The organism is Kitasatospora sp. NPDC058046 (assembly GCF_042885595.1).
In the GTDB taxonomy this organism is placed as follows: Bacteria; Actinomycetota; Actinomycetes; order Streptomycetales; family Streptomycetaceae; genus Kitasatospora.
The window spans coordinates 50,343-70,187 of the sequence record NZ_JBHVRS010000021.1; the positions used below are offsets into that span (position 1 = coordinate 50,343).

The 19,845-nt window shown below is 75.4% G+C and carries 22 protein-coding genes; 10 read left to right on the top strand and 12 right to left on the bottom strand.

What is annotated here, in order from left to right; all coding sequences use genetic code 11:
* Positions 1 to 167: 167 nt before the first annotated feature.
* The 3 genes from ACFVU7_RS33405 to ACFVU7_RS33415 form a co-directional block, all read right to left on the bottom strand.
* Positions 168 to 527 (bottom strand): hypothetical protein, encoded by a 360-nt coding sequence (locus tag ACFVU7_RS33405; protein WP_388048807.1) that lies wholly within the window; start codon positions 525 to 527, stop codon positions 168 to 170.
* A gap of 167 nt (positions 528 to 694) precedes the next feature.
* On the bottom strand, positions 695 to 1,021 hold the full coding sequence (locus ACFVU7_RS33410) for a hypothetical protein (protein WP_117485396.1): 327 nt from the start codon (positions 1,019 to 1,021) through the stop codon (positions 695 to 697).
* A 75-nt stretch (positions 1,022 to 1,096) separates the two neighbouring features.
* Positions 1,097 to 1,594: a hypothetical protein gene (locus ACFVU7_RS33415; protein ID WP_388048809.1), complete on the bottom strand. Its 498-nt coding sequence runs from the start codon at positions 1,592 to 1,594 to the stop codon at positions 1,097 to 1,099.
* Between the two features lie 323 nt (positions 1,595 to 1,917).
* Between ACFVU7_RS33415 and ACFVU7_RS33420 the strand changes: the two genes are divergently transcribed.
* The 5 genes from ACFVU7_RS33420 (at position 1,918) to ACFVU7_RS33440 (ending at position 5,325) form a co-directional block, all read left to right on the top strand.
* The gene (locus ACFVU7_RS33420; protein WP_049656635.1) at positions 1,918 to 2,400 is read left to right on the top strand and encodes a MarR family winged helix-turn-helix transcriptional regulator; all 483 of its coding nucleotides are present in this window, start codon (positions 1,918 to 1,920) and stop codon (positions 2,398 to 2,400) included.
* Positions 2,397 to 3,311 (top strand): ABC transporter ATP-binding protein, encoded by a 915-nt coding sequence (locus tag ACFVU7_RS33425; protein ID WP_388048810.1) that lies wholly within the window; start codon positions 2,397 to 2,399, stop codon positions 3,309 to 3,311. Before ACFVU7_RS33420 ends, ACFVU7_RS33425 begins: the two co-directional genes overlap by 4 nt.
* A complete protein-coding gene (locus ACFVU7_RS33430) occupies positions 3,271 to 4,146 on the top strand; it encodes an ABC transporter permease (RefSeq protein ID WP_388048812.1) in 876 nt (291 codons plus the stop codon). Before ACFVU7_RS33425 ends, ACFVU7_RS33430 begins: the two co-directional genes overlap by 41 nt.
* A 100-nt stretch (positions 4,147 to 4,246) precedes the next feature.
* Complete coding sequence (locus ACFVU7_RS33435) at positions 4,247 to 4,558, top strand: hypothetical protein (RefSeq protein WP_049656642.1); 312 nt, start codon at positions 4,247 to 4,249, stop codon at positions 4,556 to 4,558.
* A 23-nt stretch (positions 4,559 to 4,581) separates the two neighbouring features.
* A complete protein-coding gene (locus ACFVU7_RS33440) occupies positions 4,582 to 5,325 on the top strand; it encodes a GNAT family N-acetyltransferase (RefSeq protein WP_388048814.1) in 744 nt (247 codons plus the stop codon).
* A 27-nt stretch (positions 5,326 to 5,352) separates the two neighbouring features.
* Here the strand turns inward: ACFVU7_RS33440 and ACFVU7_RS33445 are convergent, their stop codons facing one another.
* The 5 genes from ACFVU7_RS33445 to ACFVU7_RS33465 all read right to left on the bottom strand — a co-directional run bounded on the left by ACFVU7_RS33445 (position 5,353) and on the right by ACFVU7_RS33465 (position 9,931).
* Positions 5,353 to 6,297, bottom strand: a complete 945-nt coding sequence (locus tag ACFVU7_RS33445; protein ID WP_388048816.1) for a hypothetical protein — start codon at positions 6,295 to 6,297, stop codon at positions 5,353 to 5,355.
* Positions 6,298 to 6,383: 86 nt separating this feature from the next.
* Positions 6,384 to 6,641 carry a DUF6221 family protein gene (locus ACFVU7_RS33450; RefSeq protein WP_049656647.1) on the bottom strand — a complete coding sequence of 86 codons (258 nt, stop codon included), beginning with the start codon at positions 6,639 to 6,641 and terminating at the stop codon, positions 6,384 to 6,386.
* A gap of 367 nt (positions 6,642 to 7,008) precedes the next feature.
* Positions 7,009 to 7,710 (bottom strand): DUF6875 domain-containing protein, encoded by a 702-nt coding sequence (locus ACFVU7_RS33455; protein ID WP_074006289.1) that lies wholly within the window; start codon positions 7,708 to 7,710, stop codon positions 7,009 to 7,011.
* On the bottom strand, positions 7,707 to 8,444 hold the full coding sequence (locus tag ACFVU7_RS33460; protein ID WP_388048818.1) for a hypothetical protein: 738 nt from the start codon (positions 8,442 to 8,444) through the stop codon (positions 7,707 to 7,709). The genes ACFVU7_RS33455 and ACFVU7_RS33460 overlap by 4 nt, the downstream gene beginning before the upstream one ends.
* Complete coding sequence (locus ACFVU7_RS33465; RefSeq protein ID WP_388048819.1) at positions 8,441 to 9,931, bottom strand: pyridoxal phosphate-dependent decarboxylase family protein; 1,491 nt, start codon at positions 9,929 to 9,931, stop codon at positions 8,441 to 8,443. Before ACFVU7_RS33465 ends, ACFVU7_RS33460 begins: the two co-directional genes overlap by 4 nt.
* Positions 9,932 to 10,310: 379 nt before the next feature.
* Here ACFVU7_RS33465 and ACFVU7_RS33470 point away from each other — a divergent pair, with 379 nt between their 5' ends.
* Positions 10,311 to 11,825, top strand: coding sequence for a multicopper oxidase family protein (locus ACFVU7_RS33470; protein ID WP_388048821.1), 1,515 nt, complete (start codon positions 10,311 to 10,313; stop codon positions 11,823 to 11,825).
* Between the two features lie 68 nt (positions 11,826 to 11,893).
* Here the strand turns inward: ACFVU7_RS33470 and ACFVU7_RS33475 are convergent, their stop codons facing one another.
* Together ACFVU7_RS33475 and ACFVU7_RS33480 are read right to left on the bottom strand one after the other, a co-directional pair.
* Positions 11,894 to 13,414: an FAD-binding protein gene (locus ACFVU7_RS33475; protein ID WP_375874235.1), complete on the bottom strand. Its 1,521-nt coding sequence runs from the start codon at positions 13,412 to 13,414 to the stop codon at positions 11,894 to 11,896.
* A 63-nt stretch (positions 13,415 to 13,477) separates the two neighbouring features.
* Complete coding sequence (locus ACFVU7_RS33480; RefSeq protein WP_074006292.1) at positions 13,478 to 13,810, bottom strand: hypothetical protein; 333 nt, start codon at positions 13,808 to 13,810, stop codon at positions 13,478 to 13,480.
* A gap of 252 nt (positions 13,811 to 14,062) precedes the next feature.
* Here ACFVU7_RS33480 and ACFVU7_RS33485 point away from each other — a divergent pair, with 252 nt between their 5' ends.
* Both ACFVU7_RS33485 and pgm read left to right on the top strand, forming a co-directional pair.
* Complete coding sequence (locus ACFVU7_RS33485) at positions 14,063 to 14,362, top strand: YciI family protein (RefSeq protein ID WP_388048823.1); 300 nt, start codon at positions 14,063 to 14,065, stop codon at positions 14,360 to 14,362.
* A 144-nt stretch (positions 14,363 to 14,506) separates the two neighbouring features.
* The gene (gene pgm, locus ACFVU7_RS33490; protein WP_049656775.1) at positions 14,507 to 16,147 is read left to right on the top strand and encodes a phosphoglucomutase (alpha-D-glucose-1,6-bisphosphate-dependent); all 1,641 of its coding nucleotides are present in this window, start codon (positions 14,507 to 14,509) and stop codon (positions 16,145 to 16,147) included.
* Positions 16,148 to 16,223: 76 nt separating this feature from the next.
* Here pgm and ACFVU7_RS33495 read toward each other — a convergent pair whose 3' ends face one another.
* Positions 16,224 to 17,411, bottom strand: a complete 1,188-nt coding sequence (locus ACFVU7_RS33495; RefSeq protein WP_388048824.1) for an MFS transporter — start codon at positions 17,409 to 17,411, stop codon at positions 16,224 to 16,226.
* A 134-nt stretch (positions 17,412 to 17,545) separates the two neighbouring features.
* Between ACFVU7_RS33495 and ACFVU7_RS33500 the strand changes: the two genes are divergently transcribed.
* Positions 17,546 to 17,878: a helix-turn-helix transcriptional regulator gene (locus ACFVU7_RS33500; protein WP_049661305.1), complete on the top strand. Its 333-nt coding sequence runs from the start codon at positions 17,546 to 17,548 to the stop codon at positions 17,876 to 17,878.
* 160 nt (positions 17,879 to 18,038) lie between these two features.
* Positions 18,039 to 19,244 (top strand): alpha/beta hydrolase family protein, encoded by a 1,206-nt coding sequence (locus ACFVU7_RS33505; RefSeq protein WP_388048825.1) that lies wholly within the window; start codon positions 18,039 to 18,041, stop codon positions 19,242 to 19,244.
* A gap of 127 nt (positions 19,245 to 19,371) precedes the next feature.
* On the opposite strand, the gene ACFVU7_RS33510 is transcribed toward ACFVU7_RS33505, so the two are convergent.
* The gene (locus ACFVU7_RS33510; protein ID WP_388048827.1) at positions 19,372 to 19,794 is read right to left on the bottom strand and encodes a tautomerase family protein; all 423 of its coding nucleotides are present in this window, start codon (positions 19,792 to 19,794) and stop codon (positions 19,372 to 19,374) included.
* Between the last annotated feature and the right edge of the window lie 51 nt (positions 19,795 to 19,845).

Below are 19,845 nucleotides of genomic sequence, written 5' to 3' on the forward strand. Positions count from 1 at the left end.
CCCAAACTTTGTTGGTTTTTTGCCGGGGGGGTCGGGGGTTTTCCCCCGCGCCGGGCGGGGGGGGGGGGTGTGGTATGGGGGGGGGGCCGACTCCCCACTCCCCGGGGCTCCGCGGTGGCAGCCGTCAGCCGTCAGCCGTCAGCCGTCGGCTGTCCGCCGTGCGGCGGTCAGGGCCAGAGGCACTGCGACTGCGGGTCGAAGCAGGTGAGGCCCAGCGAGGACGCCACCTTCGCCACGTGGACGCCGGCCTCCTCCACCATGCTCCAGCGGATCGGGAAGTAGATCAGCGGGCCGCTCGCCTCCCCGATCAGCGGGCCGGTCGACCACGGCGAGGTGTCGTCCTCGTCCTCGGCGAGGTCGGGCCACCGCTCCAGCAGCGCGGCCACGAAGGCCGCGATCCGCTCGGTCGGCGGAAGGTTCTCCTCGTCCGTGCCGAGGTACCGCTCGTACAGGTCGTCGAAGCACCGGCCCGCCGCGGCGTCGTCCGCGGGGCGCTCGCCCTCCCAGACCGCAAGGTCGTAACTCATGGGCGCAGCCTGCCACCCGGCACCGACAACCGCCCCGGAGCCCGTACGCGCAGGCCCGGCCCGCCGGGGGCCGCCGCGACCGCCGTGGGGGAGTGGGAAGTCGGCGGGGCCGACTTTCCACTCCCGGCGGCTCCCCGGTTCCCCGGGGCGGCTGCTCCGTGTGGCCGTCAGCCGGCCGGCTGTGCCCGCTCCAGGGCTTCCCGCAGCCGCCTGACCTCGTCGACCAGTCGTGGCACGTCCTGGCGGGCGGCGGCGATGAAGTCGAGGTCCGCGTCCGTCGCGGGGTCCGGTCCCGTCCGGGTGCGGCCGTCGGTGGTCCGGGTCAGGTGGAACTCGTCGTCCCGCGGCGCGTCGGGGCGCAGTTGGACGAAGCTCGCGCCGCCGATCCCCTGGCGGGTCTCCAGCCGGGCGACCCACGGGCCCGGTGTCGCGGCGCCGGCGCGCAGCTCGATCGCGGACAGTTCTTCCTCGGACAACGGCTCGTCGGACGGCATGCCCGGATCCTGCCCCGGTCCTCCGGGCCTGTCCAGGGCCACCCGGGCTGCCTTGAGCGGGGTGGCCCCGTCCGTTCAGTCCCGCCGGTTCGCCGGTCCGGCCTCGACCCACTGCGGTATCCGCGCCGGTGCCAGGAACTTCTCGTTGAGCACCAGCATCCACGCCAGCGCGATCATGCAGACGATCGGGATCGCGAGCAGCAGCACGATGAAGAGGATCGGGTGCGCGTGGCTGAACGCGTCGCTGTTGATCCCGAAGAGCGTCACGGGACCGGCGATGACGAGGGGCGCCACCAGCCAGCAGAACAGGTAGGTGCGGATCACCTCGCTCATGCGCAGTTCGGCCCGGCCCAGGAACACGTACTGCGTGGTGCTCGTCGAGGAGCCGTGCCGTCCGGAGACGTCGACCGTCTCGCCCTCCTTGACGTAGTAGCGTCCCAGCGGCCGGATCGGCAGCATCAGCATGGTGAACCAGTGGGTGGCGAAGCAGGCCCCCTGGGCGTCCGGCCGCGTCTTGCCCAGCATCGTCCGCCCGAACCCGTTGACCGTGCCCAAGCGCGGTGCCGTGCGCATCGGCATGACCCTGTCCGACATCTGCCCCCCATCCCGGCGACAACCGTTGTGATCCGATCAGCATGCCAGCGCCGTACGACACCCTCCCGGCGGGGTCGCAACACCTCCATCGGATCTCCCCGGTGACGGACGGTCACCTCCCGCCGCCCGGTGGAGCGGGAAGTCGGCGGGGCCGACTTCCCGCGCGCGGGCGGCCCGCCGAAAGGGGCGGGCCAAGGGGGCGCGCAGCCAGTAGACGGGGCGCGCGGCCCGGGGAGGGGGCGCGGGCGGAGGGGGCTCCGCGCTCTCGACGGATAGCTCTTACTGAGAGCTAAAATGAGGGTATGACCGCGACAGGGCCCGAAACGCTCGACGTCGCGCTGGCGGACGAGTTCTCCACCCTCCTCGTCGGCATCCAGCGCCTGGTCCGCCGCCGCCTGCGGCAGGCGACGGACGAACCCCGCCTGCGCGGCGCCCAGGTCGAACTGCTGCGCCTGGTGATGGACAGCCCCGGACTGCGCGTCTCCGAGGCCGCCGAGGAGCTGTGCCTGGCCGGCAACTCCGTGTCCACCCTCGTCAACCAGCTCGTCGCCCGGAACCTGCTGCGCCGCGAGAGCGACCCCGCCGACCGGCGCGCCGCCCTCCTGCACGCCACCCCGGAGGCCGTCGAACGCATCGAGGCCTGGCGCCGGCGCCGCCGCGCGCTGATGGGCGACATCGTCGCCGGCCTGCCGCCGCGCGAGCGCGAGGCCCTGGCCGCCGCCCTGCCCGCCCTGCGGCAGGTCGCCGAGGGCCTGCGCACCCCGCCGGGGGAGGAGGAACGATGACCACCGAGGACACCCGGGGCACTGGGAACGCCGAGGACACCAGGGACACCGGGAACGCCGGGGAAACCAGGGAAGCCGCGGACGCGGTGGCCTGCCGGGGCCTGGAGTACACCTTCCGCCACGGCCGAGGGAAGGCCACCCGGGCCGTCGACCGGATCGACCTCACCGTCCGCACCGGCGAGGTGTTCGGCCTGCTCGGCCCCAACGGCGCGGGCAAGACCACCACCATCCGCGCGATCACCACCCTGCTGCCCGTCGGCGCCGGCATGGTCCGCGTCTTCGGCCACGACGCCACCCGCCACCCCATGCAGGTGCGCCGCCTGCTCGGCTACGTCCCCCAGCAGCTGTCCGCCGACGCCGGGCTGACCGGACGCGAGAACGTCGCCCTGTTCGCCCGCGTCTTCGACGTCCCGCGCCGCGAACGCGCCGCCCGCGTCGACCAGGCGCTGGCCGCCGTCGACCTCACCGAGGCCGCCGAACGCATGGCCGCCACCTACTCCGGCGGCATGGTGCGCCGCCTCGAACTCGCCCAGGCCCTGGTCAGCGCCCCGCGCCTGCTCGTCCTGGACGAACCCACCATCGGCCTGGACCCGATCGCCCGCACCGGCGTGTGGGAACGCGTCGACGCCGTACGCGCCGCCACCGGCATGACCGTCCTGGTCACCACCCACTACATGGACGAGGCCGACCGCCACTGCGACCGCATCGCCCTCATGGACCGCGGCCGCGTCCGCGCGCTCGGCACACCCGCCGAACTCAAGGACCAGGTACGGCGCACCGACCCGGCCCAGGCCGCGCCCAGCCTCGACGACGTCTTCCGCCACTTCGCCGGCCGGCAGCTGGCCGACGCCACCGAAGGAGACTTCAGCGATGTCCGCCGTACCCGCCGCACCGCAGGCCGCGTCGGCTGAACCCCCCGCCCCCCGCCCCGCCGTCGGCCCCGACCTCTCCCTGCTGCTGGTGCCCCCGCGCGCCCGCACCGGCTGGCGCCTGGTGCCCGCCCGCATCGGCGCGATGTGCGCCGTCGAACTGCAGAAGCTGCGCCACGACCGCACCGAGCTCTACACCCGGGCCGTCCAGCCCGCCCTGTGGCTGCTGATCTTCGGCGAGACCTTCACCCGCCTCAAGGCCATCCCCACCGGCGGCATCCCGTACCTGGACTACCTCGCGCCCGGCATCATCGCCCAGTCCGCGATGTTCATCGCGATCTTCTACGGCATCATGATCATCTGGGAGCGGGACTCCGGCGTCCTCACCAAACTGCTCGTCACCCCCACCCCGCGCGCCGCCCTCGTCACCGGCAAGGCCTTCGCCGCCGGGGTGAAGGCACTCCTGCAAGCCGTCGTGGTCGTACTGATCGCCGCCGCCCTCGGCGTCGCCATGACCTGGAACCCGCTGCGACTGCTCGGCGTCGTGGCCGTCGTCCTGCTCGGCTCGGCGTTCTTCTCCTGCCTGTCGATGGCCATCGCCGGCATCGTCCTCACCCGCGACCGCCTGATGGGCATCGGCCAGGCCATCACCATGCCGCTGTTCTTCGGCTCCAACGCCCTCTACCCCGTCGACCTGATGCCCGGCTGGCTCCAGGCCGTCAGCAAGGCCAACCCGCTCAGCTACCAGGTCGACGCCCTGCGCGGCCTGCTCATCGGCACCCCCTCCCACCTGCCCCTGGACTTCGCCGTCCTCGCCCTCGCCACCGTGGCCGGCATCGCCGCCGCCTCCGCCCTGCTCAGGCGCCTGGCACGCTAGCCGACGCCGTCACCACCCTGCGGAAAAACGCGGTGACAGGCGGGGCGCCGCCCCGGGAGACTGCCTTCCAGCAAGCCGACGGCCGGAGGGCGGGGTACCAGTGGCACTGGCGAGGAAGGGCGCGCGGCGCATCGTCGTCGACGGCGTGCAGTACCGCTGGCGCGTGACCCGCCAACACTGGTGCTGCGACTACGAGGGCACCACCCTCGGCTACGCCGCCGAGCACGCCACGCACCCCGGAACGACACTCGTCGTGGACACCGGCCGCCCCACCCTCCGCACCCCCGGGGCGGTGGCGACGGACCTCGTCCTGCCACGCGAAGTCGCCGCGGGCATCCGCACCGCCCGGGCGAACGGCTGGACACCCGCCACCCCCGGCCCGCCCCTCACCCTGCACCTGTCCGCCGCCTGACCGGGAAGGAACGACACGACCCCATGACCCACGCCTTCCCGCAGACGGTGCTCCACACCCCGCGCCTGACCCTGCGCCCCTTCACCGCCGACGACACCGACGACACCCGCGCCGCCTGCTCCGACGACCTCACCCAGCACTGGCTGCCGCTGCCCCGCCCCTACACCCGCGAGGACGCCCACACCTGGTGCACCCGCACCGCCCACGACCTGCGCACCACCGGCGACGGCATCCACTTCGCCGTCACCGAGCGCACGAACGGGCGCCTGGCCGCCACCGTCGGCCTGAAGAAGACCGACTGGCGCTCCCGCAGCTCCGAAGCCGGCTACTGGGTCGCCCCTCGGGGCCTGTCTTCGAACTCGCGTCTGCGGGCCGACGCCGGGGCACGCACCTCGCCGCGTTGTCGTCGGTCGCCAATGCTCCGCAGTGGCTCCCTCCTCCGCCTTGCGATGCACGCACCCCAACGCCGCCCCGCCCGCCCTCCGGGCGGACGACGGGAGTTCGAAGACAGGCCCCAGGCCCGAGGCCGGGGCATCGCCGCCGAAGCCACCCGCGCCCTGGCGCACTGGCTGCTCACCGAGCAGGCCTTCGAACGCCTGGAGCTCAAGGCCGCCACCGCCAACACCGCCTCCCGCCGCACCGCCCTGAACGCCGGCCTGCGCGAGGAGGGCGTGCTGCGCAACGCCGGCTTCACCCACCACGGCCGCACCGACCTCGTCCTGTACTCGCTGGTTCCCGGTGACCTGGGGTTGCCGCCGACGGCCTGACCGGGCCGGCGGCACCGGGTCGGGGCGTCAGGAGGCGGTGCGGCGCACCGGGTGACCGCCGGGGCCGGTGGTGAGCCAGGAGCCGTCGCCGAGCGGCCGCAGGTCGTACGGGTCCGCCGCGTGGGCGTCGAACTCGCCGTGGACGCGGCCGGTGCGGGCGTCGACGCGGTAGTGGCGGAACCAGTCCTCCTCGTCCTCGGTCTCGCCGACGAGGGTGGCCAGGAGGGTGTCCGGGGTGAGGTGGCCGCCGCCCCACTCCAGGAAGACCGTGTCCGGGTCGTGCCCGAAGTCGTCGACGGTGAGGGTGAACACCGTCTCGCCGCCGGGGAAGGCGTGGACGGCGAGGTCCCTCTGGGCGTGGTCGACGGTCAGGAAGCGGTGCCCGTCGGGGGACAGGTCGATGAGGCAGCGGTCGTCCCACGGGTAGCGGAGGAGTTCCAGCCGGCCGCCGGCCAGCGACGCGCGGTAGACGGCGGTGCCGTCCTGCCCCTCGCCCACGTTGAGGAGCATCCCGCCGCTCGCCGGGTGGGCCAGCTGCACGCCGCCGTGCCCGACCGTCTCCAGGTCGGCCCGGGCGAGGACCGCCCCGCTCGCGGCGTCCACGGCGACCCACTGGTCCGGCCGGTCGCGGCCCGCCATGGCGTCGGGCCGGTAGACCCACAACACCCGTCCGTCCGGGGATAGTTCGCAGTCGGGCAGGTGGCCGTGGGCGTTGTCCGCCGCCGGTTCGAAGGGCGTGCGCCAGACCTGCGTGCCGTCGGCCGTCACGCAGACGGCCGCGTGGAGCGTCGTGTAGTAGGCGTGCCGCAGGTCGGCGGCGACGGCGTGGGCGACCACCCCGTCCCCGGGAACCGGCCGGCAGGCCACCGCGGGCGACAGCACGCCCACGGCGCCGGCGGCCGGGGCGTAGGCGCAGACGAGTCCGTCGACGAGCCGGGTGGTGAGCCGGACGGGGTGCGGGGAGGCGGCCATCCCCGGAGGCTACCGAACCCGGGCGGGCGGCCGCCGTCGGCCCCGCCTCCGGCCGCTCCCGGCCGCCTCCGGCCGCTCCCGGCCGGTCAGGGGCGCCACTGCTCCCGGTAGCCGGGGTGGTCGTGGTAGGACTGCGCGAGGACGCGCAGCGCGTACGCGAGGCCGGCGGCGCGGGGGTCCGAAGGGTTCATCGCGATGCCCTCCTGGGCCAGCTGGTCGACCAGGTCGAGCATGGGCAGGTGGCTGTCGAGGAGGGCCTCGGGGCCGAAGACGTGGGCCACGTAGGCGTAGGCGTGGTTGTCTTCCTCGTTGCGTGCGCGCAGGAAGCGCAGGAGGTCGTCCATGGGCCCATCCTGGTGCGTCGCCCCGGCGGGCCGGGAGCCGGGGCCCTTCCGCCCGGAGGGCGCGGGGGCGGCTCGGTGCCGTGTGCCGCGGGCGGGCGGCGGGGCCTGGTCGGTGAACGGGGTTGGCGGCGCGCCGGGTTGCGCGCGTCCCCGGCCGGCCGGGGACGCGGCTGTTCGCGGTGGTCGGGTGGTCCGCGCCCGTCGTCCCGTCGCGGCCGAACTTCCGTTCGTCCTAGGGGAGTTCGTGCGGGAGGGCTGCCGCGCTCGGCGTCGTGGTGCCGTGTTCCACGGGGACGTTGCTTCCTCTCGTGGGGGCGCGCGCGGAGCCGGGCGCCGGCCGGGCTCCGCGCGCGCAGGGGGGAGGGGGTCAGGCGGCGGTGCCCTGCCGGCGGGCGCGGACGCTGGTGACCAGCTGGGCGCGGATGCGGGCGGGGACCTCGGGGGCGAAGCGGGCCAGATAGTGGTTCAGGTGGGTCTCGTCGCCGGTGAGGAACGGCAGGTCGAAGACCAGCAGTTTGCGCACCGCGAGCAGCGGGACGGGGGCGCGCAGCGGCCGGAAGGAGTGGTTCCACAGGCCGGGTTCCTCGCAGACCGGGTGGAACTGGCCGATCATCAGGCCCTGTTCGACGAACTCGTCCTTGGCCTTGCGCTGGAGCTCGTCCAGCACGGTGGAGTCCTCGCGGTCCAGCTGGGGCAGCACCAGCAGGACGGTCAGCAGTTCGCGGTCGGACTCCTCCGCCAGGTCGGCGAGCAACGCGTCGTAGTGGGCGCGCAGTTCGGCCACCAGCGCGGGCAGGTCCCCGCCGGGGGAGGCGCCGGGGGAGGTGTCGGCGACGGCGATGTGGAACAGGCCGCGGCGCAGCGAGGGCTGGGTGTAGGGGCAGACCGGGCCGCTGCGGCCGAGGTCGGGGTGGGCGGTGGTGAGGAAGGCGCGGGCCCAGGCGAGGGTCTCGGCGGCCTCGGGGCTCGCGGCGGCGCGGCCGGCGTCGATGTGCTCGGCGCTGTACACGCGCAGCGCCCCGGTGACGGCGGCGGGAGCGGTGGGGGCGACGGCGGCGGGGGCGGTCATCGGGGCCCCCGCCAGACCGGGGCCAGGCGGGGTCCGCCGCCGGGCAGGGCGAGGGCCTCGCCGAAGCGGGCGAAGCCGCCGCGGGCGAGCAGGCGGGCGCCGGACGGGGAGCTGGTCTCGGCGTAGGCGGCCTGGCCGGCGGTGTCGACCTCGGTGAGGAAGGCGTGCAGCAGGGCCCGCCCGGCGCGGGTGCCGCGGGCGCCGGGGCGTACCCCGACGAAGGCGAGGTAGTGGTGGGAGCGGTGGCGCGGGTGGCGCAGGGTCTGCAGGCGGGTGATGGCGGCCAGGCGGCGGGCCGGTTCGCCGTGGCCGGCGGCGTCGATCGCCTCGGCCAGGGCGGCGGTGGCGGCGCCGTCGCGCGGGCCCGGGGCCTCCCAGCGGCCGGGCGGCAGGAACAGCAGCGCCCCCAGCGGTTCGCCGTCCGCGGTGCCGCCGTCCGTGGCGCCGTCGCCGGCGGCCCGGTGGACGGCCAGCGCGCCCCCGTGGGCCAGGCACTGCTCGACGTGGACGCGGAAGAAGGCGGGCAGGACGCGGGCGCGGTGGTCGGGGTCGGGGAAGGCCCAGAGCATCAGCGCGTCGTCGGCGAAGGCGTCGGCGAGCGCGCGGGCCAGGGCGTCCTCCTCGCCCGGGCGGGCGGGGCGCACGACCGGCCGTACGGCCCTGTCGGCGGGGTCGGGCCCGGCGGGCGGTAAGGCGGTGCCCGCGGCGGCGGGCAGGGCGGTGGCGGTGGTCAACGGGCACTCTCCTCGAACGAGGGGGCGGACGAAGGGGAAGGAGCCGAAGGACTGGACGGAACAGAGGGAGCGGAAGGAGTCGAAGGAGCGGGAGGAGCGGTGGAACCGGTAGCCGAGGCGGCCAGCGCCGCCACCCGCGCGTGCAGCGGCGCCACCCACCCCTCCGCCTCCGGCTTGATCAGCACGCTGCGCAGCACCCGCGCCCCGTCCGCGTCCGCGCGCACGCCCGGGTGGCGGCGGGTGAAGTCGGCGGCGTCCACGCGCAGCACGCTCAGGTAGACGGGGTCGTGCTCGTCGGCCATGCCCTGGCGCAGGACCCGCTCGCTCGCGGCGTCGACCGCCGACAGCGCGGGCGGCCCGGCCGGGGTGGGGAAGTAGGTGACGATGTCCAGCTGCGGCCGCTGGTAGAGCGTCAGCTCCGCGCTGTCCTCGATCCGCCGCGCCCAGGCGAGGGCGGCGCGCCGGCTCGCGGCCAGCCCCGCGCCCAGCCCCCGCGCGGTGAGCGGCAGCAGCTGCAGGGTCAGCCACAGGGCGGCGGCCGAGGCCCCGGCGCGCGAGCACTCCAGGCTGATCTCGCCCAGGTGCAGCTCGGCGTCGGTGAAGTAGGTGTACGGGGAGTCGTGGGCGAAGTGCCGCCCGATGTCCGGGTCGGCGAACAGCACCGCCCCGCAGCCGTACGGCTGGAGGCCGTGCTTGTGCGGGTCGACGGTCACCGAGTCGCAGCCGGCGATCGCCCGCCACGGCGCCGTGTCCACGTCGAGGGCGGCGGCGAGCGCGTCGTCGGAGGCCAGCAGCGCGAAGAACCCGCCGTAGGCGGCGTCCACGTGCACCCGCGCCCCGTAGCGGCGGGCCAGCGGCAGGATCTCGTGCACCGGGTCGACGGCGCCCGCCCCGGTGGTGCCGCAGGTGACCACCACCGTGCCGACCCGCCCGGTGCGCAGCAGCTCCTCCAGCGCCCCGGTGTCCATCCGGCCCTCGGCGTCCGCCGCCACCGCGTGCCCCTGGACGCCCAGCACGTGGCACATCCGGCTGTGGGTGTAGTGGGCCTCGCGGCTGTACGCCACCCCCAGGCCCGGGTGGCTCTGGCGCGCCACGTACAGCGCCTCCAGGTTGGCGATGGTGCCGCTGCTGGTCAGGTGGCCCACGTGCGCGGGCAGCCCGAACATGGCGGCGAGCTGCGCGACGCACTCGCGTTCCATGTCGTTGGTGGCCGGTCCGCCCTCGTAGGCGTGGTTGTTGGGGTTGAAGCGCATCGCCGTCAGGTAGCCCACCACCGCCGCCGGGTGCGGCGGCTTGACCATCTGCCCGGCGTAGCGCGGATGGAAGAACGGGTAGTTGTGCTCCAGGCGCTCGGCGAAGCGCTCGAAGGCGGCCGCGAACGCCGCCTCGTCCACCAGGTGCGAGGGGTGCGGCTCCAGCGGCCCGAACCGCTCGCCCCACCGCTCGGCCACCTCGGCCGCCTTCGGCAGCCAGTACCGCAGGTCCACGCGCAGGCCCTTCCCCTCAAGTCCTTCGACAACGGGGGGCCGACGCGCGGGTGAGCAGCACGCCGGGCCCCTGGCGAGTACGAGCGTTCACCGCGTCCGAGTCCTTGAGCGTTCCTCGACCGCGTCCGCAGCCACCGTGGCCACCGCCCGCAAGGCGCCCGCAACACCCGCAGCTCACCCACCGCACCGCCCGACGGCCCCACCCGCACCGCCCCGGCCCCCGCCGCGGGCACCCCCGCACCGCCCCCCGCACCGCCCCGTACGGCCCCAGCCGGACCCCACCGGGACCCGAGCCGCCGCTGCTGCAATCACCCCCGGACAAGGCCGCCCCACCCCACCCGGGCGAGGCCGGGGGAGCTCACGCGGGAGGAACGACGCGATGGTGACCAGACGCAGGATGATCGGCGCCGCCCTGGCGACCGGGGGAGGAGTCCTGCTCGTGCGCACCACGCTGCGCCCGGCCCCCTCCGCCGCCACCACCGCGGCCGCCGCCGCCAAGGACGCCGGCCACGCCCATCCGGCCGGCGCCGCCGCCCCCGACCCCGGCCCCGACGCCGGCCCCGCGCTCGCGGAGAAGTTCACCACCGCCCTGCCGCTGCCCCCGGTGCTCAGCCCCGTCTCCACCGACGGCGGCGCCGACACCTACGCGGTGACCATGCTGCGCTCCTACGCCCGCGTCCTGCCCGGCCGCCGCACCGAGGTCCTCACCTACAACGGCGCCTTCCCCGGCCCCGTCATCCGCGCCCGCTCCGGGCGCCCGGTGGTCGTCCGCCAGACCAACCTGCTCGACGACCCGGTCTCCGTCCACCTGCACGGCTCCGCCGTCCCCGTCGACAGCGACGGCGGCCCGATGAACCTGCTGGGCGCCGGCGCCACCCGCACCTACACCTACCCCAACGACCAGCCCCACGCGAGCCTGTGGTTCCACGACCACGCCCACCACCTGGAGTCCGAGCACGTCTACCGCGGCCTGGCCGGCACCTACCTGCTCACCGACGCCACCGAGGCCGCCCTGCCGCTGCCCGCCGGCCGCTACGACCTGCCCATCGCCCTGCGCGACGCCCGCTTCGACACCGCCGGCAACCTCGTCTACCGGATGGACGACGCCGAGGGCCGCGCCACCGTCCTCGCCAACGGCCGCCCCTGGCCCAAGGTCGACGTCGCCGCCCGCCGCTACCGCATCCGCCTGCTCAACTCCTCCAACCTGCGCTTCTTCTCCCTGCGCCTGGCCGACGGCGGCCCCATCACCCAGATCGGCTCCGACGGCGGCCTGCTGGAACGCCCCCACACCACCGACACCGTCGACCTGTCACCCGGCGAGCGCGCCGACGTCGTCATCGACTTCTCCCGCTACCGCCCCGGCACCAGCGTCGTGCTCACCAACTCCATGCCGCCCGGCCCCGCCGAACACATCGGCCAGGTCCTGCGCTTCGACGTCGGCCGCCCCGCCCCCGACCCCTCCAGCGTCCCCGACCGGCTGCGCACCCTGCCCCCGCTGGGCCCGGTGGCCCGCGAGCGCACCATCGTGCTGAAGGTCGAGGAGGGCGGCGCGGGCGTGGCCCCGCTCGGCCTGATCGACGGCCGGCAGTACGACCCCGCCCGCGTCGACGCCGCCGTCGCCTTCGGCACCTCGGAGATCTGGACGGTCCACAACGCCAACACCGACATCCCGCACAACTTCCACCTGCACCTGGTGCAGTTCCGCGTCCTGCAGCGCAACGGCGCACCCCCCGGCCCCGAGGAGGGCGGCCTCAAGGACACCGTGCGCCTGATGCCCGGCGAGAGCGTGCGCCTGCAGGCCACCTTCGACTCCTACCGCGGCCGCTACCCCTACCACTGCCACCTGCTGGACCACTCCGCGATGGGCATGATGGCCCAGATGGAGATCGCCTGACACCCCGGTCCCGGGGCCGCCCGCCGACACCGCGCCGGGCACGGGCGGTCCCGGGACCGGGGGAGCGGTCAGGACGCGTGGATGCCCTGCCCCGGCGTCAGGATCCCCGCCGGGTCCCAGCGGCGCTTGGCCCGCGCCACCGTCTCCCACAGCCCCCCGTAGTGGCGCCGCCAGTCCGCCCCCGTCATCCCCGGCACCGCCCCGATCAGGTACCGCTTGCCGCCCAGCTCCACCGCCAGGTCGTACAGCCGCCGGTTGCGCTCCAGCATCGCCGCCGTGTCCGAGCCCGGCCCCGGGAACGCCAGCAGGTCGAAGTGCCAGCCCACCTCCTGCCCGGGCAGCACCGCCAGCGGCGCCCGCACCTTCGAGCGCTGGTACGGGTAGAACAGCAGCAGCCCCGCCCCCAGGTCGGCGGCGGTCAGCACCTCCGCCGCCCGCGCCATGAACGCCCGCGCCGCGGACGCCGGCAGGAACACGCTCAGCCACGGCTTGGGCAGCGCCCACAGCCCCGACGCGCGCAGGTACCCGGCGAAGCCGTCCACCCGGAACGCGTACTCCCGCCAGCTCTGCTCCACCACCTCGCTCGACACCGGGCGCAGCCCCGCCAGCAGCGCCGCCCGGTCCACCGCGCCCCCGGCGTCCGCGAACGCCACCAGCTCCGCCTTGTACCGCCAGCGCGCACCGTCCTCGCTGCGCACCACGTCGCCGACCTGGAGGTCGAAGCGGCGCTCGGCCATGACCTTCTGCTGGTCGGCGAGGTAGGCGTCCAGGTCGTCGTAGTACAGCGAGAAGACGTGGGCGCGTTCGCGGACCTTCACCAGGGCGAGGGTGGCGCGCACGATGACGGCGACCTGGCCGCCGCCGGCCAGCACGGCCTCGAACAGTTCCCGGTTGCGGGTGGGGGAGGCGGTGACCAGTTCGCCGGTGCCGGTGACGACGTCCAGTTCCAGCACGTTGTCGACCTGCATGCCGTGGCGCTGGACGCCGCCGCCGATGCCGCCGACGCTCAGCGTGCCGCCCACGGTCAGGTGCAGGTAGTCGGTGAGCACCGGCGGCACCCAGCCCGCGGCCAGGCCGGCCTCGGTGACCTGCGCCCAGGTGGCCCCGGCCTCGACGACGGCGCGCCCGGGGCGCACGGACAGGACCTTGGACAGGCCGCGGGCGTCGATGGCGACGCCGCCGCGGGGGTTGGCCTGGCCGTAGCTGGAGTGCGACTCCAGGCCGGCCTCGCCGAGCTGGGCGAGGTCGCCGCTCTGGCCGTTGACGGCCACCGGGATGCGGTGGCGGCGGGCGAAGGCGACCAGCTGCTGCACGTCGCGTACCGAGCCGGGGCGCAGGACGGCCCGGGGGGTGGCGGTGACGAGGTGGCCGAAGTCGGTGGCGAAGCGTTCCAGGCCGGCGCCCTGGAGGGTCACCGTGCCGTCCAGGGCGGGCAGTCGGGCGATGTCGGCGCCCGTGGCGGTCCCGGCGCCGGTGTCGGTTTCGGTGGCCCAGGCGGCGGTGGCGGTGTTCCAGCCGATGACGGCGCTGACGGCGCCGGCGCCGGCCGAGGCGAGGAGGGCGCGGCGTGACAGTCCTGACCTGCTCATATCAGAATTTCTCCGATCAGTCGTCAAATAGGGATTGTTGTACCGCAACCATCGGGTGATCACCTACTGCCCCGCACCGTCCAGCTGTTCGCGCAGGGCGGTGAGGCGGTGGAGCACGGCGTTGACGAGCATCGGCCGGTACGGGTCCCGGTCGTTGTCCATCCAGGCGGTGGCCGTCGCGGCCTCCTCCAGCAGGGCCAGCCGGGCCCGGGGCAGGTCGGCCACCAGCGGGGAGCGGACCGCGTCCAGCAGGGCGTGGACGAGCCGGTGGGCGTGGACGCGCGGGTTGACCGCGAACAGCGTGCGGTAGACCCACAGCGCGTCCTCGCCGGACAGGATCCAGTCGTCGTTCAGCAGCAGCCGCACCCGTGCCCTCAGCACCAGGTCCTCGTTCATGTCGCGTGTCCCCCTTCGCCGTTCGTGAGCTGCCTCCCGCCGCGTGCGGGCAGCACGCCGTGCGCGCCTCCCGCCCTGGGCAGGGCGGTGGGCGCGGGGTTCGCGGTGGGATGCGCACGAGTCTGCGGGCGCGGGGCGGGGTGCGGCAAGGCGGAAGAAGGGTGTGCTGCGTCCTACCGGAGCGTTGCCCTGAGCTGGCAGGATGGGGGTCGGCACCCTCCGGGCGCGGTGGCGGACGCTAGCCTGGGCGCCATGTTCGTACTGGAGTTGACGTACACCGCCGCCCTGGAGTCGATCGAGGAGGCGCTGCCGCGGCACATCGCGTGGCTCGAGGAGCACTACGCGGCGGGCACCTTCCTCGCCTCGGGGCGCAAGGTGCCGCGCGACGGCGGGGTGATCCTTGCGGTGGGCGGGGACCGGGCCGGGATCGAGGCGCTGGTGGCCACCGACCCGTTCGTGCGGGCCGGGTTGACGCAGTACCGGGTGACGGAGTTCCTCGCCACCACCACCGCCCCGGAGCTGGCGGCCCACCGCCAGCGGCTGCCCGGCTGAGGCCCTGCGCCCCCGTTGGTCCCCGTCCGTCCGTGGTGCCCCGGGCCGTTCGCGCGGTTCGGGGCACGGTCGCGTTCTGGCTACGATCGGTGAACACGGGGCGAGGACGTATCGCGAGTACCGACTTTCGGCGGGAGAAGACGGATGGCACACGCACGGGCCGGGCAGCCGGCGCAGCCCGGTGACCTGGTGGACGTGGCGCGGCTGGTGACGGCGTACTACGCGCTGAACCCGGATCCGCAGGAGCCCGGGCAGCGGGTGGCGTTCGGGACCTCGGGGCACCGGGGCTCGTCGCTGGACGGGGCCTTCAACGAGGACCACATCGCCGCGACCACGCAGGCGATCTGCGAGTACCGGGCCGAACAGGGCGTCGCGGGGCCGGTGTTCCTGGGCGCGGACACCCACGCCCTGTCCGAGCCGGCCAAGGCCACCGCCCTGGAGGTGCTGGCCGCCAACGGCGTGCACGTGCTGATCGACGCCGCCGACGGCTACACCCCCACCCCGGCGGTCTCGCACGCGATCCTCGCCCACAACCGGCGCAGCCCGCGCGCGCTCGCCGACGGCATCGTGGTCACCCCCTCGCACAACCCGCCGCGCGACGGCGGCTTCAAGTACAACCCGCCCAGCGGCGGGCCGGCCGGCTCGCAGGCCACCAACCGGATCCAGGACCGCGCCAACGAGCTGATCCGCGAGGGCATGCGCGGCGTCAGGAAGGTCCCCTACGCGCGGGCGCTGGCCGCCGCCACCACCGGGCGCCACGACTACCTCACCGCCTACGTCGAGGACCTGCCCTCCGTCCTGGACCTGGACGCGGTGCGGGAGGCGGGCCTGCGCATCGGCGCCGACCCGCTGGGCGGCGCGTCGGTGGCCTACTGGGCGCGCATCGCCGAGACCCACCGCCTGGACCTGACCGTCGTCAACCCGCGGACCGACCCGACCTGGCGGTTCATGACGCTGGACTGGGACGGGAAGATCCGCATGGACTGCTCCTCCCCGGCCGCGATGGCCTCCCTCATCGGCCGCAAGGACGAGTACGCCATCGCCACCGGCAACGACGCCGACGCCGACCGGCACGGCATCGTCACCCCCGACGGCGGCCTGATGAACCCCAACCACTACCTGGCGGTGGCCGTCGACTACCTCTACCGCCACCGCGCCGACTGGCCCGGCGACGCGGGCGTCGGCAAGACCCTGGTCTCCTCCTCGATGCTCGACCGCGTCGCCGCCGACCTCGGCCGCGCCCTGGTGGAGGTCCCGGTCGGCTTCAAGTGGTTCGTCGACGGCCTGCTGGAGGGCTCGATCGGCTTCGGCGGCGAGGAGAGCGCCGGCGCCTCCTTCCTGCGCCGCGACGGCGGGGTGTGGACCACCGACAAGGACGGCATCCTGCTCGCCCTGCTGGCCGCCGAGATCACCGCCGTCACCGGCGAGACCCCCAGCGCCCGCTACCGCGACCTGACCGAGCGCCACGGCGCCCCCTCCTACGCCCGGGTGGACGCCCCCGCCGACCGCGAGCAGAAGGCCCGCCTGGCCCGGCTCTCCCCGGAGCGGGTCGGCGCCGGCGAGATCGCCGGGGAGAAGATCACCGCCGTCCTCGCCAAGGCCCCCGGCAACGGCGCCCTGATCGGCGGCATCAAGGTCTGTACGGAGAACGCCTGGTTCGCGGCCCGGCCCTCGGGCACCGAGGACGTGTACAAGATCTACGCCGAGTCCTTCCACGGCGACGAGCACCTCGCCCGGGTGCAGGACGAGGCCCGCGCCCTGGTCGGCGAGGTCCTGCGGGGCTGAACCCGGTACGCCCGTGCCCCGGTCCGGCGGCCTGCCGGACCGGGGCACGGGCCTCTGCCCGGGCGCAGGTCGTCCCTCAGGCGCGGGACGGCTCCTGCCGCGGGGCCGGGGCCGACGCGCGGGCGGCCCGCTCGTCGCGGGTGGTCGCCGCCGCGACCGCGCACGCGGCCAGCGCCAGCGCCGCCGCCGCGAACGGGAACCAGCGCCCGCCCAGCACCGCGATCGCCGCCGAGCCGGCCACGCCGCCGACCGCCGTCCCCAGGTACAGGGCGCTGCTGTTCAGCGAGATCAGCAGCGGCGCGTTGGCCGGGTCGATCGACGCCAGCCGGTGCGGCAGCGCCACCGACACCGCCCACCCGGCCAGCGGCACCACCACCGCGTAGGCCAGCGCCCCCGGCATGGTGAGCCCCAGCCAGGGCAGCGCGGTGAACGCGGCCGCGGCCACCGCCGAGCCGGTCAGCAGCACCCGCCGCACCCCGAGGCGGTCCACCAGGCGCCCGCCCAGCCAGCTGCCGGCCACCGACATCACGCCGCTGGTCAGCAGGACCAGGCTCAGCCGGTCGGCGTCGCCGCCGGTGGCGCCGGACACCGCGGTGGACAGGTAGATGTAGACGCTCTGGAAGGCGAGGAAGAACACCAGCGTGGTGGCGGCGGCGCCCAGCACCCGGCGCCGGCCCAGCGGCGCCAGGCGCGCCGCGAGGGTGGGGGCGGCGGCGGGGGCGGGCAGGTCGCGCAGCAGCGCCGCCAGGCCGGTGAAGGCGGCCACGCCCAGGGCGGTGACCAGCCACATCGTCATCCGCCAGTCGGCGCGCCCGATCCAGGTGCCCAGCGGCACCCCGAGGGCGGTGGCCACCGTCATGCCGCCGAGCACGGTGGCCAGCGCCCGGCCGCGCCGCTCGGGGGCGACCAGCGTGGTGGCCACCGCGTTGGCGGTCGGCGTGTAGAGGGCGGCGCCGGCCGCCGCCAGCACCCGGGTGGCCAGCAGCAGTTCGTAGGTGGGGGCGAGCGCGCTGAGCGCGTTGGCCGCGCTGAACACGACGAGCGCGGTCAGCAGCAGGCGCCGGCGCGGCCAGCGGGCGGTGAGCGTGGCCAGCACCGGGGCCAGCAGCGCGTAGCCGAGGGCGAAGACGGTGACCAGCTGGCCGGCGGCCGGCACCGACACCCCCAGGTCGGCGGAGATCGGGCCGAGGATGCCGGCGAAGACCATCGAGTCGGTGCCCATGGCGAAGGTGCCGAGGGCGAGCAGGAGCAGACGAACGGGCACGGGAGGGCCCCCCGGGACACAGGAACGGATTGTTGGATAAGCATGCAACAGTTGGACGCTCGTCAAACACTCGGGGATTGGTGGATGATTGTCAAACCATCTGTGTCCCCCCGGCGGCCCGAGGAGCGTGCGCCATGACCGACGACGAGCGGCTTCCCCAGCCCGCCACCGCCGACATCGACCTCGTCACCGTCCTGCACGCCCTGGGCGACCCCGTGCGCATGACCCTGCTGCTCAGCTACGCCGACGACGCCGAGCACTCCTGCGGCCCGCGCGACCTGGGCCTGGACCACCTCCACAAGTCGACCGTCTCCCACCACATGCGGGTGCTGCGCGAGGCCGGCGTCACCACCACCCGCGTCGCCGGGCGCAACCGCTTCGTCAGCCTGCGCCGCGCCGACCTCGACAGCCGCTTCCCCGGGCTGCTCGACGCGCTCCTGGCGGCCCAGGCGGCCCCCGCGCGGTAGGGGCCCGGCTCTGGGGGAGTCGGCTGCCGCCGCGGGCCTATGCCCGCGGTCGTACGGCGCGGCGGGCGCTCCTGCCCCCGGCGGACGCGCCCGGGCGGGGCCCGGCGGCACGGTGGACGGGCACGCCGCCCGCCGACCCGATCGCCGCAGGAGCACGCCCGTGACCAGATCCCAGCCCGGCCTTCCGTCCGGCCGTCCGCTCAGCCGTCGGGGCGTGCTCGGGGCGCTCGCCCTGGGCGCCGCCGGCGCCGTCGCCGGCGGCGGGCCCGTGCGCGCCGACGCAGTACCGGCCGACGCCGCGGGGTGGCCCTGTCTGAGCCTGCCCGCGCCCACCGGCCCCCGCCCCGTGGGCACCGCCCTGCTGTACCTGGACGACCCGGCCCGCACCGACGCCTGGGCCCCCGCGCCGCGCCCGCGCGAACTGCGCGCCCGCCTCTGGTACCCCGCCGCGCCGGGCGCCCGGGGCCCGTACGCGCCGTGGATGAGCCCCGCCGAGACCGCCCACCTGCAGGCCGACTACTTCGCCGTCCCCGGCGCCCGCCTCGCCTGGCCCGCCACCCACGCCCGCCCGGACGCCCCCGCCGACCGCACCCGCCGCCACCCCGTGGTCCTCAACTCCCACGGCTCCGGCGCCGACAGCGCCTTCAACACCGCGCTGGCCGAGGAGCTCGCCTCCCACGGCCACGTCGTCGCCGCCGTCGACCACACCTACGACGCCGGGGAGGTCGAGTTCCCCGGCCACCGCCTGGAGGTGCGCGACAAGGCCCGCGTCCAGGCGATGACCGACGCCGCGATCGTCGCCTACCGCGCCGCCGACGTGCGCTGCCTGCTCGACCGCCTGGCGGCCGGCCCGCTGCCCGCCGGCCTGGACGGCGCCCTCGACCTCGGCGCCGTCGGCATGTTCGGCCACTCCATGGGCGGCGCCACCACCGCCCACGCCCTGCACGAGGACCCGCGCATCCGCGCCGGCGCGGTCCTGGACGGCCCCCTGTTCGGCCCCGCCGCCACCGCCGACCAGACCCGCCCCCTGCTGCTGATGGCCTCCGCCTGGGACAGCCCCGCCCGCGACGCCATGTGGGACACCCTGTGGCCGCACCTGACCGGCTGGCGCCGGCGCCTGACCCTCACCCGCTCCGGCCACCTGTCCTACTGCGACCTTCAACTGCTCGTCCCCCAGGGACAGTCCGTCTTCGCCTGGCCCGCCGACCGGCTGGAGCACTTCCTCGGCGCCGGCGACCCGCAGCGCGCCGTCGCCGCCCAACGCGCCTACCTCACCGCCTACTTCGGCCTCCACCTGCGCGGCATCCCCGCCCCGCTGCTGGACGCCCCCGCGCCGCAGTGGCCCGAGATCCGCTTCGACGCGTGAACCCCCGGTGCCCGCAAGCCCGTTCGGCCCGCTGTGCGCCGCCCCGAGGCCCGGGACCGTGGCGTCTCGCGCCGACACCGCCACCGTCGGGATCGACGGTGGCGGTGTCGGCGCGGGCGCGGGTGCGTCAGTACGGGAGCGGGCGGTTCTCCCGGGCCCACAGCTTCTCGGTCTCGCTCTGCTCCGGGGGCGGGGTGAGGCCGTCGATCATCCACAGGTTCCGCGGCGTCTCGTCGACGTGGAACTCGCAGTACAGGCCGCGGTCGGTGGTGTGGGGCGCGAGGAGGGCGGCGAGCGCCTCGCGGGTGCGCCTGCGCAGGTCCGGGTCCTCGGTGTGGCGGGCGATGTGCTCGACCACGACGCGTACGGCCGCGCCGTGCGGCTGGCCGCCGACGTGGAAGGAGTCGGCGGCGACCTCGTGGAAGATGACCACCACGTAGAACCTCGGCAGTCCGAAGCGGGTGTAGAAGCCCGTGATGTCGGTGGAGAGCTGCTTCTTCTGCCCGGGGTCGTAGGTGCCGGGCGGGTGGTAGACGTGCCACAGGGGCATGGCGGTTCCTCCTGGTCGTCGGTCGGGTCGGGGTTTTTCGTCGGTGGTCGG